The following is a 17185-nucleotide window of genomic DNA, read 5'->3' as shown; positions in this document are numbered from 1 at the left end:
CAAGCCCCTCCGGCGATCGAGGAGCGGGGGTGTGGGGGCGGAGCCCCCCGAGGACGGGCGGCGTCTTCCCGGACCGTCGTCCTGGTGTGCCGGGGTACGTACCGCGGCCAAGGCGTACGTACCCCGGCTGTCCGAACCGAAGAAGGGACACCGTCATGCTCGACCACCTCATCCGCCACGCCACCGTCGTGGACGGCACCGGCGGCCCCGCCTACACCGCCGACATCGGCATCCGCGGCGGCCGCATCGCCGTCATCGCCGAGCCCGGCACCGTCGCCGAGGAGGCCGTGACCAGCGAGGACGCCCACGGCCTCGTCCTCGCCCCCGGCTTCGTCGACCCGCACACCCACTACGACGCCCAGCTCTTCTGGGACCCCTACGCCACCCCCTCCATGAACCACGGCGTCACCACCGTCGCCGGCGGCAACTGCGGGTTCACCCTCGCGCCCCTCAACCCCGACCGGCCCGAGGACGCCGACTACACCCGGCGGATGATGTCCCGGGTGGAAGGCATGGCCCTCGCCGCGCTGGAGGAAGGCGTCGACTGGTCCTGGTCCACCTTCCGCGAGTACCTCGACGCCCTCGAAGGCCGTATCGCCGTCAACGCCGGGTTCATGGTCGGCCACTGTGCCCTGCGGCGGCATGTCATGGGTGCCGATGCCGTGGGCGGGCAGCCCACCCCGGGCCAGATGGACGCCATGCTCCGCCTCTTCCACGACGCCATGGACGCCGGCGCCTGGGGCCTCTCCACCACCCAGTCCTCCACCCACGCCGACGGCGACGGCGAACCCGTCGCCTCCCGGCACGCTCGGCCCGAAGAGCTCCTCGCGCTCTCCCGCGCGGTCGGCGAGCACGAGGGGACCCAGCTCGAAGCGATCGTCGCCGGGTGCCTGGACCAGTTCTCCGACGAGGAGATCGACCTCTTCGTCGACATGAGCGCCGTCGCCGGGCGCCCGCTCAACTGGAACGTCCTCACCATCGACGCAGCCGTCCCCGAACGCGTACCGCGCCAGCTGATACCCAGCGAACGCGCCCGCGCGGCCGGCGGCCGGATCGTCGCCCTCACCATGCCGATCCTCACCCCCATGAACATGTCCCTCGGCACCTTCTGCGCCCTCAACCTCATCCCCGGCTGGGGCGAGATCCTCGCGCTCCCCGTCCCCGAGCGCGTCGAACGCCTCCGGGACGCCGACACCCGCGCCGAGATGCTCCGCCGCGCCGACAGCAAGGAGGCCGGCGTCTTCCGGCGCCTCGCGGACTTCGGCCGGTACGTCATCGGGGACACCTACAGCGCCGCCAACGAAGGGCTCAGCGGCCGGGTCGTCAACGACATCGCCGCCGAACGCGGCCAGGACCCCTTCCACTGCCTGGTCGAGATCTGCGCCGCCGACGACCTGCGTACGGTCCTGTGGCCCATGCCCACCGACAACGACCCGGCCTCCTGGGAGCTGCGCCGCCGCACCTGGGAGCACCCGGACGTCATGCTCGGCGGCTCCGACGCGGGCGCGCACCTGGACCGGATGTGCGGAGCCCCGTACACCACGCGCTTCCTCGGCGACTGCCTGCGCGGCCGGAAGCTCGTCCCGCTGACCACCGCCGTCCGGATGCTCACCGACGATCCGGCCCGCCTCTTCGGGCTGCGCGAACGCGGCCGGATCGCGGAGGGCTTCCACGCCGACCTCGTCCTCTTCGACCCCGAACGCATCGACGCCGGGCCCGCCACGCTCGTCCACGACCTGCCCGGGGACAGCCCGCGCCTGGACTCCAAGGCCATCGGGATCGTCTCCGTACGCGTCAACGGCGTCGAGACCCTGCGCGACGACAAGGTGACGGGCGCGGTGCCGGGGACGGTGCTGCGCTCGGGCCGTGACACCCGGACGGTGAGTACGGCGTGAGTCCCGCACCCGGGCGGTTGTTCATCGGCGGCGAGTGGGTCGAGCCGGCCGACGGGCACTACGAGGTCATCGACCCCGCCACCGAGCAGGTCGTCGGCCTCGCACCCGAGGCGAGCCGCGCCCAGGTGTACGAGGCGGCGGCAGCGGCCCGCGAAGCCTTCGGCCCCTGGTCGCGCACCCGGCCCGAGGAGCGCGCCGCCATCCTGGACCGTACGGCCGACCTCATCCAGCGCGACTTCCCCGCCCACGCCGACCTCGCCCGCGCCGAGAGCGGAGCCACCGCCTCCACCGCCCGTGGCATGCAGGTCGGCGTCGGCGTCGCCCGCTTCCGGCGGTACGCGCGCGGCGCCCTGGAGCCCGTGGAGGAGGCCATCGCGCCGCAGGTCAACGAGGCCGGGCCGATGGGGCGGGCCGGGGTCTTCGGGGCGGTGGCGGTCCGCCAGCCGGTCGGCGTGGTCACCTGCGTCACCTCGTACAACAACCCCTGGGCCAACCCGGCCGGCAAGATCGCGCCCGCCCTCGCGATGGGCAACACGGTCGTCGTGAAGCCCGCCCCGCAGGACCCGCTCTCCGTCTACCGGATGGCCGCCGCCCTCGCGGAGGCAGGCGTTCCGCCGGGCGTCGTCAACGTCGTCACCGGGTCGGGCGCGGAGGCGGGTGAGGCCGCCGTGGACTCTCCGGACGTCGACATGGTCAGCTTCACCGGCTCCACCGCCGTCGGACAGCGGATCGCCGAGGTGTGCGGGCGCGGGATGAAGCGGCAGCTGATGGAGCTGGGCGGGAAGGGTGCCGCGCTGGTCCTCAAGGACGCGGATCTGGGCTCCGCCGTCGCGGGCATCGGGACCACCTTCTCCTTCTACAGCGGACAGATCTGTACGGCTCCGACCCGCGTCCTGGTCCACCGGTCCCGGCAGGACGAGCTGATCGCCATGCTGGCCGCGTACGCCGACGCGCTCACCGTGGGCGATCCGGCCGACCGGTCCACCGTCGTCGGCCCGGTCATCTCCGCCGCCCACCGCGACCGCGTGGAGGCGTACGTGGAGCTGGGCCGGAAGGAGGGCGCGCGGGTCACGGCCGGCGGCACCCGGCCCGACCACCTGGACCGGGGCTTCTACGTGGCCCCGACGCTCCTCACCGACTGCACGCCCGACATGCGGGTCGTCCGCGAGGAGGTCTTCGGCCCGGTCGTCGTGGTCGTCCCCTTCGACGACGAGGAGGAAGGCATCGCGCTCGCCAACGACAGCGACTACGGCCTCATCGACTACGTCTGGTCCGGCGATGTGGCCCGCGCCTTCCGCGTGGCGCGGCGGCTGCGCGCGGGCGGGGTCGGTGTCAACACGGTCGGGCGGAACATGGAGGCGCCGTTCGGCGGGTTCAAGAAGAGCGGCGTGGGCCGGGACGTGGGCTCGTACGCGCTGCACGCCTACAGCGAGACGCAGGCGATCGTCTGGCCCGGATGAGATCGCTCCCACAGCCCGTGGGAAAATTTTGAAACGGGATGAAACGGACAGTGCTGCGATTACCGTACGTGGCCGCCGTCATGCGACCGACATGCATTGCAAGGCTTCAGGTTCTGGTGACCTTGCATTCATAAAGCGCTTATCGGGCATTGGTCGCTGTAACCAAGGGTGAGACGTTGGAGTCTCACGCTCCGGATGTGGATATCGCAGCGCATAACGTCCTTCTCATGACTCAGCTGGACGCGCGGCCTCGGGCCGGAGACACGGTACGGGGACGCGCCTCGGCCGACGGTGGTGACGGCGGCGTGCGCGGCAAGGGGCTCGGCGGGAACTCCGTCGGCCTGATGGGCAGCGCCGTCATCGGTGTCTCCACCGTCGCGCCCGTCTACTGCCTGACCTCGACCCTCGGCTCCACCGCCGGTGAGGTCGGCGTGCAGATGCCCGCGGTCTTCCTGGCCGGGTTCCTGCCGATGCTGCTCGTCGCCTTCGCCTACCGCGAGCTGAACAAGGTCATGCCGGACTGCGGCACCTCCTTCACCTGGACGGTGAAGGCGTTCGGCCCGCGCGTCGGCTGGATGTGCGGCTGGGGCCTGGTCATCGCGACGATCATCGTCCTGTCCAACCTGGCGGGCGTCGCCACCTCGTACTTCTGGCTGCTGGCCGGCGAGGTCACCAACAGCGCCTCGATCGCCGCGCTGGACGACAACAAGCTCGTCCACATCGGCACCTGCCTTGCACTCATCGCCGCCGCCACCGCGATCAGCTACCGGGGGATGACGGCCACGAAGGGCGTCCAGTACGCCCTGGTCGGACTCCAGCTCGCCGTGCTGGCGCTCTTCGTGACGATGGCCCTCTCCAAGGCGGGCAGCGGGGATGCGGCCTTCGCGGGTTCGCTCGACTTCTCCTGGTCGTGGATGAACCCGTTCGCCGTCCAGTCCTTCGCGGCCTTCACGGCCGGCCTCTCCCTCTCGATCTTCATGTTCTGGGGCTGGGACGCCTGTCTGACCGCCAACGAGGAGACCACCGGCAGCGAGAAGACCCCGGGCCGCGCCGCGCTCATCGCGATGGTCGTCCTGGTCGGCTCCTACCTGGCCACCGGCGTCGCCGCCCAGATGGCCGTCGGCTCCGGCACCTCCGGGCTCGGCCTCGCCAACCCGGAGACCTCCGACAACGTCTTCGCCGCCCTCGCCGGACCGGTGATGGGCCCCGGCCTCGGCGTCCTGCTCTTCGTCGCCGTCCTCGCCTCGGCCGCCGCCAGCCTCCAGACCACGTTCATCCCGGTCGCCCGCACGGTCCTCGCGATGTCGGCGTACGAGGCGATGCCGGCCTCGTACGCCAAGGTGCACCCCCGCTTCAAGACGCCCGGCCGGGCGACGGTCACGGCGGGCATCGGGACCGGCGTCTTCTACACCGTGATGACGCTGATCAGCGAGCACGTCCTGATCGACACCATCTACGCGCTCGGCCTGATGATCTGCTTCTACTACGCGCTGACGGCCTTCGCCTGCGTCTGGTACTTCCGCGCCGAACTCACCCGCTCCGGACGGGACCTGGTCTTCAAGGGCCTCTTCCCGGCCGTCGGCGGGCTGCTGCTCGCCGCCGTCTTCGCCAAGACCCTCTACGACATGTGGGACCCGGCGTACGGCTCCGGCTCCTCGGTCCTCGGCGTCGGCTCGGTCTTCGTGATCGGCGTGGGGCTGCTGCTGCTCGGCGTGGTGCTGATGGTCGCGATGGAGCGCCGCAGCCCGGCGTTCTTCCGGGGCCAGGTCCTGACGAAGGAGACCCCGGCCCTTGTGGTCAAGGACTGAGGTCTCCGGATTCTCCCCGCAGTGCCGTTACGGGCGCCAGTAACCCAGCGCGTTCACCCGGTCCTTGGGCAGGCCCAGCTCCTTGCGGAGGTAGGCCGCCAGGGTCCGGGTGGTCGACGTGTCGCAGGCCACCCAGACGTACGCGTCCGAGCGGTCCTCGCCCAGCAGCCCCGGCAGTGCCGCCTTCACCTCTGCGACCAGGTGCGCACCGGCCTCGCGGCGCTCGACGTGGTGCAGGGTGTGGTGGGCCTCGTCGAGGCGGAACGGCAGTTTCCGGTCCTCCTCGTCCGAGGACTCGAACCAGATGGTCGCCGGAGTCTCCGGGACCGCCTCCAGCAGCGAGTTGATCGCGGGCAGCGCGGCCGGGTCACCGATCACGAAGAGCCGCTTCGGCGCGGGGTCGGGCAGCGTGAAGCCGGTGCCCTGAAGCGTCGCGTCGATCGTGTCGCCGGGCTTCGCCGCCTTCGCCCAGTCGCAGGCCGGACCCTCGTGGAGGGCGAATTCCAGACTGAAGGTGCCGGCCTCCGGGTCCGGGTCGACCAGGGTGTAGGCGCGCTGATGCGGTTTGCCGTCCTTCTCGAACCAGAGCCGCACCCACATCGTCGGATGCGCTCCGCCGGTCGCGGCCAGCAGCCCTCCGTCGGTCACGTGCACCCGGCGGAACCGGTCGGTGACTTGCTCGGCGCCCGTCACGGTGAACGTGAAATCCCGCCCCCGGAACAGTTTGAGAACGACGCCTTCCCAGCCATGACCCACGGTGTCTCCCACCCTCCCTTGGTGCCCCGGCCCACTGCCCAAAGGGTCACTTTGGTTAGGCTAACCTAAATTTCGGGGGCTGGGGAGTGGCTGAAAACCACCCGGAGCAGGGGAGGGGCAGAGCGATGACGACCGCTGACGTCGACAGCGAGAGACCGCAGGCCGACAGCGAGAGACCGGATACGGGCGCCGAGAGCGGCCCGAAGGAGCCCGAGGGCTTCGAGGGCTTCGAAGTCTTCCGGGACGACTGGGGGATACCGCACCTGAGGGCCGGTGGTGCGCCGGCCCTGGCCCGCGCCCAGGGCCACAACGCCGCTCTCGACCGGGCCTGGCAGCTGGAGACCGAGCGCCACCGGCTGCTCGGCACGACCGCCGCGTACCTGGGGGCCGAGGCGCTCGACTGGGACCGGTTCGCCCGGCGGGCCCGGCTCGCCGACACCGCCCGCCGCTGCTACGAGCGGCTCACGCCCCGGACCGCCGCCTGGGTGCGCGCGTACGTGGACGGCGTCAACGCGGGCCTGGCCGAAGGCGCCGCGCGGACACCGGAGTTCGCGGCCGCCGGGATCGCCCCGGGCCGCTGGGAGCCCTGGACCCCGCTCGGCGTCTGGCTCTCCACCCACATCCTCTTCGCCGGGTTCCCGACCAAGCTCTGGCGCGAAGAGGTCGCCCGCAGGCTCGGCGACGGCCGCGCGACCCTCTTCGCCACCGACGGCCCCGGCACCTCCGGCTCCAACGGCTGGCTCCTCACCGGCGCCCGCACCGCCACCGGAGCCCCGGTCGTCGCCGGTGACCCGCACCGCTTCATCGAGGACCCGGGCGTCTACCAGCAGATCCGGCTCGCCTGCCCCGAGTTCGACGTGGTGGGCCTCGCCGTCCCCGGTGTCCCGGGCATCGCCCACTTCGGGCACGCGGGTGGTGTGGCCTGGGCGATCACCAACGCGATGGCCGACTACCAGGACCTCTACCGCGAGCAGCTGCGCCGCACGGTGGACGGCGGCGTGGAGGCGCTCGGACCGGACGGCTGGTACCGGGTCCACGCCCATACGGAGACCGTCGAGGTGGCCGGGGAAGAGGCGCAGACGGTCGAGGTCGTGGAGACGGACCGGGGGCCGGTGATCATCGGGGACGTACACGAGGATCCGCACACCGAGGCGACCCCCGACGCGCCCGTCATCAGCCTCCGCTACCCGCCCCGCGTCACCGGCGACCTGGGCTTCGACGTGCTGCCGGACCTCCTCAGGGCGCGTACGGTCGCCGATCTCGACACCGCGCTCGACGGCTGGGTCGAACCCGTCAACGTGGTCCTGGCCGCCGACACCACCGGCGCCACGCTGCACCGCGTCGCCGGACACGTCCCGGTCCGCCCCCACGAGAACCGGCTCCGGGTCGTCCCGGCGCACGATCCCGCGTACGCCTGGCGCGAAGGCGCCGAGCCCACCCCCCGTACCGAGGTCGACACCACCACCGGCACCGCCGTGATGGCCAACGAGCGCGGGCTCGCCGCACCGCTCGGCATCGAGTTCGCACCGCCGCACCGGGCCGACCGCATACGGGAGTTGCTCGGCACGCCGCCGGGCGCGGGCGCGAGAGGGACCGCCGGCACGCCCCACGGGACAAGGAAGCCCACCGGCCCCCCGTGGTCCGCCGGAGACATGGCCGCCGTCCACACCGACACCCGCCTCGCCTCCTCCCGGCAGCTCCTCTCCCTGCTCGCCTGGGCCCCGGACCTCGGCCCCGACGCCGAACGCCTCCGGGACCGGCTGCTGCGCTGGGACCGCCACATGGACGCGGACAGCACCGACGCCACCCTCTACTCCCGGCTCCGCGCGGACGTCGTCCACCGGCTGGCCGCCCACCCCGCCCTGCGGCCCGTCACGGGCGACGCCGACCCCTGGCGCTCGCCCGCCTACCCGCCGCTCTTCCGCCCCTGGCTCGCCGCCGTCCCCCGGATCGGCTACGCCCTGGAGACCCTGCTCACCGTCGGTCTCCTCCCGTACGAGGAGAGGCTGGCGGTCGTCGCGGCCTCGGCGGAGGCGGTGGCCGCGAACCACGACGCGCCGCTCCCCTGGGGCGAGGTCCACCGGGTCGCGCCCTGGCAGGCGCTGCCGGGCGCGACGCCCGAGGAGGTGTGGCCGGGGCTCGCGGGCGACCACGACTGCGTGCTCTCGACCTCCAGCGTGCCCGGCATCACCGACCTCTTCGCCCGGGGACCCGCCGCCCGGTACGTCTGGGACCTGGCCCGCCGCGAGGACAGCCTCTGGGTGGTGCCGTTCGGCGCGTCCGGCGTACCGGGCTCCGCCCACCACCGCGACCAGAGCGAGCTGTGGGCGAGCGGCCGCCTGGCCCCCGTCACCACGGACTGGAACCTGCTGCACCGCACCGAGGAGAGCACCACCATGACCACGACACCCGAGCCCACGGCGTCCACCACGTCCACCGTCCCGGCCCTGCGCCCCGCCGTCCACGAGCAGAAGGTCGAGGGCTTCGGCGTCGTCCGGCTCGTCCCGGTCGACCCGGCGGCCGACGCCGTCCTGCTGCACGGCTGGGTCACGCAGGAGCGCGCCCGCTTCTGGGGCATGGCCGACCACACCCGCGAACAGGTCCAGGAGATCTACGAGTTCGTCGACTCGCTCCCCACCCACCACGCCTACCTGGCGCTGCGCGACGGCGTACCCGCCGCGCTCTTCCAGACGTACGAGCCGGACGCCGACCCCGTGGGCGAGTGCTACGACGTCCGGCCCGGCGACTTCGGCATCCACCTGCTGATCGCGCCCGCCGAGGGCGAGGGCGCTGTGAAGGGGTACACCGACGCCCTGCTCACCGCGTTCATCGGCTACGTCTTCAGCGACCCGGCCCACCTGCGGGTCGTCGTCGAGCCGGACGCGCGCAACGAGAAGGCGCTCGCGCGGATGGTCCGGGTCGGCTTCGAGCTGGGCCCGGAGATCGAGAAGCCGGAGAAGACGGCCCGGCTGGCGTTCCTGTCGCGGACGGTGGCACTGGGCCTGGTCTGAGCGGGTGAGTCCCGCGATCACCTTCGGCGTCCTCGGCCTGGTCAGCGGGGTCGAGGTCAACCGGACCCGGTGCTGGATCGGCCTCGCCACCGGTGCTGTGGGCGTGCTCCTCCCCGGTCCGGTTCCTTTTCGGCTACACCGGCGGCTTCTGAGTCCTCGTTCCTACAGCGGGCTCGTCCCGTCCCGGTTCAGCTCGCCGCCCGTCCGGAAGAGCCGCCGCGCGACGACGTGACCGCGCGCGGCGGCCATCCGGTACCACGGTTCGGCCGCCGCGAGACCCTCGCGCTCCTGGACCAGCCGGCCCAGCTCCCACATCGACTCCACGTCCCCGGCCTTCACCGCCTGCCGCAGCATCCGCTCCGCCGCGTCCGGCCGCCCCTGGCTCCGCGCGTCCAGAGCGAGCGTCCGCAGCCCCCGCACGGCACGGGCGTCTCCGGCCGCGGCGGCGGCGGCCAGCTGCCGAGGGTCCGGCGGCCGGCGGTAGCGCCGGGCGATCAGCAGCAGGACACCGGCCAGCCACATGATCCAGCTCAGCTGGATCAGCGTGCTGTTGCCGAGGAACACGCCGGTCAGGCTCAGCACACCTCCTGCGGGCAGCAGGAAGAACCCCAGTCCCATTCCCATCCCACGTCCTTCCCGCAGATCCGCCGTTCCGTACTCTCGCAGCCGTCTCGGATTCCACCGGCGCAAGGCTTACCTTGGCCCCTCGTAGAGACGACTTGTCGAGACGACTCGTAGAGACGACGGAGGTGTTCGATGCGGATCGCCACAACCATCTTCCTCACCGACGAGACGGTGACACCCGTACGGCTGGCGCGCGAGCTGGAGCAGCGCGGATTCGCCGGCCTCTATCTGCCCGAGCACACCCACATCCCGGTGAGCCGCCGTACCCCGTACCCGGCCGGCGGTGACCTGCCGCGCGAGTACGGACGGACGCTGGACCCCTTCGTGGCGCTCGGCCAGGCGGCGGCCGTCACCGAGCGGATCGCGCTCGGCACCGGGATCACGCTGGTCGCCCAGCACGACCCGGTCGACCTGGCCAAGCAGGTGGCGACCTTGGACCATCTCTCCGGCGGCCGGTTCACGCTCGGTGTCGGCTACGGCTGGAACGTCGAGGAGGCCGCCGACCACGGCGTCGCGTGGTCCACGCGCCGGGAGCTGGCGCGCGACCGGATGGCGCTGATGCGGGCCCTGTGGTCGGGCGAACCGACGGCGTACGAGGGGGAGTTCGGGTCGGTCCAGGCGAGCTTCGCGTTCCCGAAGCCGGTGCAGGCGCCGCGCGGTCCTGTGGTCGGCCCGCGCACGCTGATCGGCGGCGGAGCCGGCCCGAAGCTGTTCGCGGCGATCGCGGACCACGCGGACGGCTGGCTGCCCATCGGCGGGCGCGGCCTGACGGAGTCCCTCCCGAAGCTGCGGGCGGCCTGGGAGGAGGCCGGGCGCGATCCGAAGGACCTCCAGGTGGTGCCGTACGCCGTCCTCCCCGACGCCGGGAAGCTCGCGCACTACGCGGAGCTGGGCATCGAGGAGGTCGTACTCCAGCTGCCCCCGGCCGGTGAGCGGGAGGTGCTGCGGGTCCTGGACGGGTACGCGGCGTACCTCTGACGCCGCTCGTGGATACTGCCCCTGCAACCGGGGGCGCCGACAGGGCATCCTTACCCTCGGGGGATCGAAGACGTGGGCGCCGCCCGCACGCGCTCGCGTGCGGGCGGTGGGCCCGCCCGGGTGGGGAGTGGAATGAACAGGCCGTTGCGGCACATAGCCATCTTCTGCGGACTGCTGATGCTGGGGCTGCTGTTGCGGGCGAACTGGCTGCAGCAGGTCGACCGCGTGGAGCTGTCCCAGCACGAGAACAACCACCGGGTCCGGTACGAGCGGTTCGCCACGCCGCGCGGCGACATCATCGTCGGCGGCAAGGCGATCACCGGCTCGAAGGAGACGGGGAGCAGGGACTACACCTTCCGGCGCACCTGGAAGGAGGGCCCGATGTACGCGCCCGTCACCGGTTACGCCTCCCAGGCGCAGGGCACCTCGCTGCTGGAGCGGACGTACGACAGCGTCCTGAGCGGCCAGGACGACCGCTTCGCCTTCCGGCACGCCAAGGACGTCCTCACCGGGCAGCCGAGGCGCGGCGGCAGCGTGATCACCACGATCGACCCCAAGGCGCAGAAGGCCGGCTACAAGGGCCTGACCGACCTGGGTGCGCGCGGCGCGGTCGTGGCCCTGGAGCCGAGCACCGGCAAGGTGCTGGCGCTGGTCTCCACGCCTTCGTACGACCCCGGGGTCTTCGCCGGGATCTCGTTCAAGGAGAGCGACCGGTTCAAGGCGCTCCTCGACGACAAGGGCAAGCCGCTGGCCAACCGGCCGCTGCGCGAGACCTTCCCGCCCGGCTCGACCTTCAAGATCCTCACCGCCGCCGCGGCGCTGGAGCACGGCGTGGTCTCGGACGTGGACGCGCCGACGAAGGCGGTCTCGCCGTATCCGCTGCCGCTGTCCCAGAGCAAGATCGGCAGTGAGGCGGGGGACGCGGTCTGCAACAAGGCGTCGATGAAGACCGCCATGCAGTACTCCTGCAACAACGTCTTCCTCGACGCGGCGGCCGAGCTGGGCGAGGACCGGATGCGGGAGACGGCGGAGAAGTTCGGCTTCAACGCGGACGTGTACGCCGAGGATTTCGGCGACATGCTCGCCACGAAGAGCCTCTACCCGCCGAAGCTCGACAAGCCCGGCACGGCCCTCACCGGCATGGGCCAGGGCAGTCTGACGAGCACCCCGATGCAGATGGCGATGGTGACGGCGGCGCTCGCCAACGACGGAAAGCTGATGCAGCCGTACATCGTGGAAGAGCTGAAGGGCCCGGACCTGTCCACGCTGGAGACGAACAACCCGGCGGAGATACGCCAGGCCGTCTCGCCGGAGACCGCGAAGAAGGTCCAGGAGATGATGGAGCACACCGCGAAGGAGGGCAGCGCGCAGCGCGCCCTGATCGACGGGGTGACGGTCGGCGGCAAGACGGGCACGGCTCAGCGTGGTGTGAACGTGCGCGACGAGGTGCCGTACGGCTGGTTCGTCAGCTACGGCAAGGCGGACGACGGCCGTTCGGTCGCCGTCGCCGTCTTCATCGACCCGACGGCCATGGACATCTCGCGCTCGGACATCTCTGGTGGCCGGCTCGGCGCTCCGATCGCGAAGAAGGTGATGGAGGCGGTGCTGGGCAAGTAGCTTGCCCGGAAACGAAATTGGTCGGCGCATTGGCCTAGGCCAATGCACTCCCGTCCCCGTACCCTCATCCGTAGCCAGTGGCACACGCCCCCCACCCCGGTTGCATGCTGGCGCGGGCACCCCCACCGAACTCTGCCCCGAGCAGCCAGGGTGAACTCCCCCACTCGCCGCCTCCAGGAGGCCACGGTGAAAGTTCGCACCAGAAGCTCGGCGATCATCGGCGCCCTGTTCCTCGCCGCATCCCTGACGCTGACCACGGCATCGGCCGACGAGCCCCCGGCAGCCCCATCGGCGCAGGTCGTGCTCACGGAAGTGGCCAGGGCACAGGGCCCCTCGGCCGGCGCGCCCGGACCGGACGGCAAGGTCTGGATAGCCGAACGGGCCGGAACGGTACGCGTGCTGGGCGACTACGGCCTGAGCGACCCGGTCCTCGACATCTCCGCCGAGACCACGACCGACGGCGAACGCGGCCTGCTGGGCGTGGCGTTCGACCCGGAGTTCGCGCACTTCTACATCTCGTACACGGATCTCGAAGGCACCTCCACCATCGACGAGTTCGCGGTGGAGGACGGCCGGCTCCAGCCGGACACCCGGCGTACGGTCCTCACGCAGGAGCAGCCGTACCCGAACCACAACGGCGGCGACATCAAGTTCGGCCCCGACGGCTACCTCTACATCGCGTTCGGCGACGGCGGCTCGGGCGGCGACCCGCACGGCAACGGCCAGAACCTGGACACGCTGCTCGGCAAGATCCTCCGGATCGACCCGACGGGCGGGGAGCCGTACGCCATCCCGTCCGACAACCCGTTCGTGGCGGAGGAGGGCGCGAAGGACGAGATCTGGGCGTACGGGCTCCGCAACCCGTGGCGGTTCTCGTTCGACGCGGGCACGGGCGACCTGCTCATCGGTGACGTCGGCCAGAGCGAGTGGGAGGAGATCGACTGGGCCCCCGCGAGCAGCAAGGGCGGCGAGAACTACGGCTGGTCCTCGATGGAGGGCAACCACCCCTTCCGCGGCGGCACGGAACCGGCGAACCACGTGCCGCCGGTCCACGAGTACGACCGCAGCGGCCTGGGCTGCTCGGTGACGGGCGGCTTCGTCTACCGGGGCGAAGGGATCGCGGACCTCGCGGGAAGCTACGTCTACAGCGACTACTGCGACGGCACGCTCCGCACGCTGCGCATCGAGGACGGTGCGGTGACGGAGGAGGGTGACCTGGGTGTGCAGGGCGGCGAGGTGATCTCGTTCGTGGAGGCGGCGGACGGGGAGCTGTATGTGCTGGCGATAGGCGGCACGATCTCCCGGCTGGACCCGGCGTAGGCACGCGGACCCACCCACCCCAGCCCGTCCGGGCCCACCCCTTCAGCCTGCCCCGGGCCCACCCCTTCAGCTCGCCCGGCCCACCCCAGCCCGTCCGGCGTTTGAGGACGGAACCCATGCTGGGGTGGGCCCGCCGCTCAGAGGCCCCTGAGGTACGAGACCTTCGCAGGTCGGCCGCTCCCCACCGCCCCGCTTCCGTCCTCAAACGCCGGACGGGCTGGGCGAGTGCCCGCCCTTCCGTCCTCGATCGCCGGACGGGCCGGGTGGTGGCCTTCCACCACCCCCACCAGCTCCGTCAACGCGTTGACCCGGAAATCCGCCGCGGCCACCACATCCGGATGCTCCGCCCACCAGAACCCGCACACCCCGCGCCGCAGATGCGCCGTCCGCAACCCCGCCGCCGCGGCGGGGAACAGGTCGTCCGCCGGATGATCGCCCACGTACAGCGTTGCCCCCGGCTCTGCCTCCGCCACCTCCAGCACCCGCGCGAAGAAGGCCGGGTCCGGCTTCCGTACGCCCCACTCGTCCGACGTCACCACCAGATCGGCCGGCAGGTCCAGCGCCCGCAGCAACTCCCCGGCCCGCACCGACCCGTTGCCCGCCACGACCACCCGTACGCCCGCCGCCCGCAGCTCCGCGAGCGCCGGCCGTACGTCCGGGTAGAGGTCCGACTCGTCGAGGTGCTCGCCTCGCCCGGCCGCCGCCCGGGCGAGGTACGCCTCGTCGACGTCCATGTCCGGCCGCAGCACCCGCAGCGCGTCCGTCGCGTCGCGGCCCTGCGCGACCGCCGCGCCGACCAGCGCGCCGAGCGTGTGCGCGGGCACACCGAGCCAGTTGGCCCAGGACGCCCAGTGGCGGTCGTCGCGTACGAGGGTTTCACCGATGCCGAGGACGATCGTTTCCATCACCGTTCCGACCTTAGGCGTGAGGACGCCGTCAACGGGCGAGCATCCGGGTGAGTCGGCCCGCACGAGTGACCAGGAGCACCTCCGGGCCCGCGCGTACAGGCCCCAGGCCCTGGTCCGGTGCGCGCGCCTCGCTCGTATGCTCGGTTCATGACCGATCCCGATGCCGATCCCCAGAGCGGACGTCCCACCTCCAACGCCATGCGGCGCGCGCTCAAACGGGCCCGTGACGGCGTCGCCCTCGATGTCACCGAGGCCGCCGTCCTGCTCCGGGCGCGCGGCGAGGACCTGAAGGATCTGGCCGCGTCCGCCGCCCGCGTCCGGAACGCGGGCCTGGAAGCGGCGGGCCGGCCGGGCGTGATCACGTACTCGCGCAAGGTCTTCATCCCGCTCACCCGCCTCTGCCGTGACAAGTGCCACTACTGCACCTTCGTCACCGTCCCCGGCAAACTCCGCCGCGCCGGCCACGGCATGTTCCTCTCGCCCGACGAGGTGCTGAAGATCGCCCGCGACGGCGCGGCGATGGGCTGCAAGGAAGCGCTGTTCACACTCGGCGACCGCCCGGAGGACCGCTGGCCCGAGGCGCGGGAGTGGCTGGAGGCGGAGGGGTACGACGACACGCTCGCGTACGTACGCGCCATGGCGATCCGGGTCCTGGAGGAGACGGGCCTGCTGCCGCACCTCAACCCGGGCGTGATGACGTGGACCGACCTCCAGCGGCTCAAGCCCGTGGCGCCCTCCATGGGGATGATGCTGGAGACGACGGCGACCCGCCTCTGGTCCGAGCCCGGCGGCCCGCACCACGGCTCCCCGGACAAGGAACCGGCCGTACGGCTGCGCGTGCTCGAAGACGCGGGCCGTTCCAACGTGCCGTTCACCACCGGCATCCTGATCGGCATCGGCGAGTCGTACGAGGAGCGCGCCGACTCCCTCTTCGAGCTGCGCAAGACGGCCCGCGCCTACCACGGCATCCAGGAAGTCATCGTGCAGAACTTCCGCGCCAAGCCGGACACGGCGATGCGCGGGATGCCCGACGCGGAGCTGGAGGAGCTGGCCGCAGCCATCGCCGTGGCCCGGCACATCCTCGGCCCGTCCGCCCGGATCCAGGCCCCGCCGAACCTGGTGGACGCGGAGTACGCGCTGCTCATCGGCGCGGGCATCGACGACTGGGGCGGGGTCTCGCCGCTCACCCCCGACCACGTGAACCCGGAACGCCCCTGGCCGCACATCGACGAGCTGGCCGCGCGCACCGCGGAGTCGGGCTTCCAGCTCCGCGAACGCCTGACCATCTACCCGGAGTTCATCCAGCGCGGCGAACCCTGGCTGGACCCCCGCCTCCTCCCGCACGTCCGCGCCCTCGCCGACCCGGAGACCGGCCTCGCCCGCGAGGACGCACTCCCCGTCGGCCTGCCCTGGCAGGAACCGGACGAGGGCTTCACCTCCTCCGGCCGCACCGACCTGCACGCCACCATCGACACCGAGGGCCGCACCGGCGACCGCCGCGACGACTTCGACGAGGTGTACGGGGACTGGGAGGCGCTCCGGGAGGCGGCGGCGCCCGGCATGGTCCCGTCCCGCATCGACGCCGACGTACGCCAGGCGCTGAGCCAGGCCGCCGACGACCCGACGAAGCTCACCGACGACCAGGCCCTCGCCCTGCTCCACGCGGACGGCCCGGCGCTGGACGAGCTCTGCCGGATCGCGGACGCGCTGCGCCGGGACGTGGTCGGTGACGACGTCACGTACATCGTCACGCGGAACATCAACTTCACCAACGTCTGCTACACCGGCTGCCGCTTCTGCGCCTTCGCCCAGCGCCGTACGGACGCCGACGCGTACACGCTCTCGCTGGACCAGGTCGCGGACCGGGCGGCGCAGGCGTGGGACGTCGGCGCGGTGGAGGTCTGCATGCAGGGCGGCATCCACCCGGACCTGCCCGGCACGGCGTACTTCGACATCGCGCGGGCGGTGAAGGAACGCGTCCCCGGCATGCACGTTCACGCGTTCTCGCCCATGGAGGTCGTCAACGGGGCCACCCGCACCGGGATGTCGATCCGCGACTGGCTGACGGCCGCCAAGGAGGCCGGGCTCGACTCGATCCCGGGGACGGCGGCGGAGATCCTGGACGACGAGGTCCGCTGGGTCCTCACCAAGGGGAAACTGCCCACGGCCACCTGGCTGGAGGTCATCAGGACGGCGCACGAGGTGGGCCTGCGCTCGTCCTCGACGATGATGTACGGGCACGTGGACCAGCCACGCCACTGGCTGGGCCACTTCCGTACGCTGGCCCGGCTCCAGCAGGAGACGGGAGGCTTGACGGAGTTCGTCACGCTCCCCTTCATCCACACCAACGCCCCGGTCTACCTGGCCGGCATCGCCCGCCCCGGCCCGACGGACCGCGACAACCGGGCGGTGACGGCGATGGCGCGCCTGCTTCTCCACCCGCACATCACCAACATCCAGACGAGCTGGGTGAAGCTGGGGACGGAGGGTGCGGCGGAGATGCTCCGCTCAGGCGCGAACGACCTGGGCGGCACGCTGATGGAGGAGACCATCTCCCGTATGGCCGGGTCGAGTTACGGCTCGTACCGCTCCATCCAGGACCTGAAGGCCATCGCCGACCTGGCGGGCCGCCCGTCCCGTCCCCGGACGACGCTGTACGGCGAGGTCCCGGCGGAGCGCGTGGCGGCGGCGACGGCCTCGGACGGCCACCTTCCGGAGCTGCTGCCGGTGGTGCCGGGCTGAGAGGTGGCCGGGGCCCCTCGACCGGGAGGGGCTCCGGCCCGGAAGGGCCCTGCCCGGCGCTCTTCC

The 17185-nt window shown here is 72.0% G+C and carries 11 protein-coding genes; 8 read left to right on the top strand and 3 right to left on the bottom strand.

The annotated features are described in order from the left end of the window. Window positions 1–155 precede the first annotated feature (155 nt). The 3 genes from ACIRR8_RS26045 (at window position 156) to ACIRR8_RS26035 (ending at window position 5163) form a co-directional block, all read left to right on the top strand. Entirely contained in the window at window positions 156–1895 is a 1740-nt protein-coding gene (locus ACIRR8_RS26045; RefSeq protein WP_404069236.1) for an amidohydrolase family protein, read from the top strand. After that, window positions 1892–3355, top strand: coding sequence for an aldehyde dehydrogenase family protein (locus tag ACIRR8_RS26040; RefSeq protein WP_404069234.1), 1464 nt, complete (start codon window positions 1892–1894; stop codon window positions 3353–3355). Before ACIRR8_RS26045 ends, ACIRR8_RS26040 begins: the two co-directional genes overlap by 4 nt. Window positions 3356–3582: 227 nt before the next feature. Beyond that, on the top strand, window positions 3583–5163 hold the full coding sequence (locus ACIRR8_RS26035) for an APC family permease (RefSeq protein ID WP_404069232.1): 1581 nt from the start codon (window positions 3583–3585) through the stop codon (window positions 5161–5163). 27 nt (window positions 5164–5190) lie between these two features. On the opposite strand, the gene ACIRR8_RS26030 is transcribed toward ACIRR8_RS26035, so the two are convergent. Further along, window positions 5191–5919 carry a siderophore-interacting protein gene (locus ACIRR8_RS26030; protein WP_404069449.1) on the bottom strand — a complete coding sequence of 243 codons (729 nt, stop codon included), beginning with the start codon at window positions 5917–5919 and terminating at the stop codon, window positions 5191–5193. Window positions 5920–6044: 125 nt separating this feature from the next. On the opposite strand from ACIRR8_RS26030, the gene ACIRR8_RS26025 reads away from it, so the two are divergent. Further along, window positions 6045–8930 carry a GNAT family N-acetyltransferase gene (locus tag ACIRR8_RS26025; RefSeq protein ID WP_404069230.1) on the top strand — a complete coding sequence of 962 codons (2886 nt, stop codon included), beginning with the start codon at window positions 6045–6047 and terminating at the stop codon, window positions 8928–8930. 162 nt (window positions 8931–9092) lie between these two features. On the opposite strand, the gene ACIRR8_RS26020 is transcribed toward ACIRR8_RS26025, so the two are convergent. After that, window positions 9093–9548, bottom strand: a complete 456-nt coding sequence (locus tag ACIRR8_RS26020) for a sel1 repeat family protein (protein WP_404069447.1) — start codon at window positions 9546–9548, stop codon at window positions 9093–9095. A gap of 138 nt (window positions 9549–9686) precedes the next feature. Here ACIRR8_RS26020 and ACIRR8_RS26015 point away from each other — a divergent pair, with 138 nt between their 5' ends. The 3 genes from ACIRR8_RS26015 to ACIRR8_RS26005 all read left to right on the top strand — a co-directional run bounded on the left by ACIRR8_RS26015 (window position 9687) and on the right by ACIRR8_RS26005 (window position 13469). Beyond that, complete coding sequence (locus tag ACIRR8_RS26015) at window positions 9687–10532, top strand: LLM class F420-dependent oxidoreductase (RefSeq protein WP_404069228.1); 846 nt, start codon at window positions 9687–9689, stop codon at window positions 10530–10532. Between the two features lie 132 nt (window positions 10533–10664). Next, the gene (locus tag ACIRR8_RS26010; RefSeq protein WP_404069226.1) at window positions 10665–12149 is read left to right on the top strand and encodes a peptidoglycan D,D-transpeptidase FtsI family protein; all 1485 of its coding nucleotides are present in this window, start codon (window positions 10665–10667) and stop codon (window positions 12147–12149) included. A 186-nt stretch (window positions 12150–12335) separates the two neighbouring features. Then, on the top strand, window positions 12336–13469 hold the full coding sequence (locus ACIRR8_RS26005; RefSeq protein WP_404069224.1) for a PQQ-dependent sugar dehydrogenase: 1134 nt from the start codon (window positions 12336–12338) through the stop codon (window positions 13467–13469). A gap of 137 nt (window positions 13470–13606) precedes the next feature. On the opposite strand, the gene ACIRR8_RS26000 is transcribed toward ACIRR8_RS26005, so the two are convergent. Next, window positions 13607–14374 carry an HAD family hydrolase gene (locus ACIRR8_RS26000; protein WP_404069445.1) on the bottom strand — a complete coding sequence of 256 codons (768 nt, stop codon included), beginning with the start codon at window positions 14372–14374 and terminating at the stop codon, window positions 13607–13609. A 150-nt stretch (window positions 14375–14524) separates the two neighbouring features. On the opposite strand from ACIRR8_RS26000, the gene ACIRR8_RS25995 reads away from it, so the two are divergent. Then, window positions 14525–17119, top strand: coding sequence for a bifunctional FO biosynthesis protein CofGH (locus ACIRR8_RS25995; RefSeq protein ID WP_404069222.1), 2595 nt, complete (start codon window positions 14525–14527; stop codon window positions 17117–17119). The last annotated feature ends 66 nt before the right edge of the window (window positions 17120–17185 follow it).

It is taken from the genome of Streptomyces sp. NPDC101178, from assembly GCF_044767965.1.
Taxonomy (GTDB): Bacteria; Actinomycetota; Actinomycetes; order Streptomycetales; family Streptomycetaceae; genus Streptomyces.
The sequence above is the reverse complement of the archived record's forward strand: the minus strand, read 5'-3'. Positions and strand labels throughout refer to the sequence as shown.

Bases quoted from the DNA above. Each gene is read 5' to 3' on its own strand.
- ACIRR8_RS26045 (WP_404069236.1), top strand. From the start codon at position 156: ATGCTCGACCACCTCATCCGCCACGCCACCGTCGTGGACGGCACCGGC.
- ACIRR8_RS26035 (WP_404069232.1), top strand. From the start codon at position 3,583: ATGACTCAGCTGGACGCGCGGCCTCGGGCCGGAGACACGGTACGGGGA.
- ACIRR8_RS26025 (WP_404069230.1), top strand. From the start codon at position 6,045: ATGACGACCGCTGACGTCGACAGCGAGAGACCGCAGGCCGACAGCGAG.
- ACIRR8_RS26020 (WP_404069447.1), bottom strand. From the start codon at position 9,548: ATGGGACTGGGGTTCTTCCTGCTGCCCGCAGGAGGTGTGCTGAGCCTG.
- ACIRR8_RS26015 (WP_404069228.1), top strand. From the start codon at position 9,687: ATGCGGATCGCCACAACCATCTTCCTCACCGACGAGACGGTGACACCC.
- ACIRR8_RS26010 (WP_404069226.1), top strand. From the start codon at position 10,665: ATGAACAGGCCGTTGCGGCACATAGCCATCTTCTGCGGACTGCTGATG.
- ACIRR8_RS26000 (WP_404069445.1), bottom strand. From the start codon at position 14,374: ATGGAAACGATCGTCCTCGGCATCGGTGAAACCCTCGTACGCGACGAC.
- ACIRR8_RS25995 (WP_404069222.1), top strand. From the start codon at position 14,525: ATGACCGATCCCGATGCCGATCCCCAGAGCGGACGTCCCACCTCCAAC.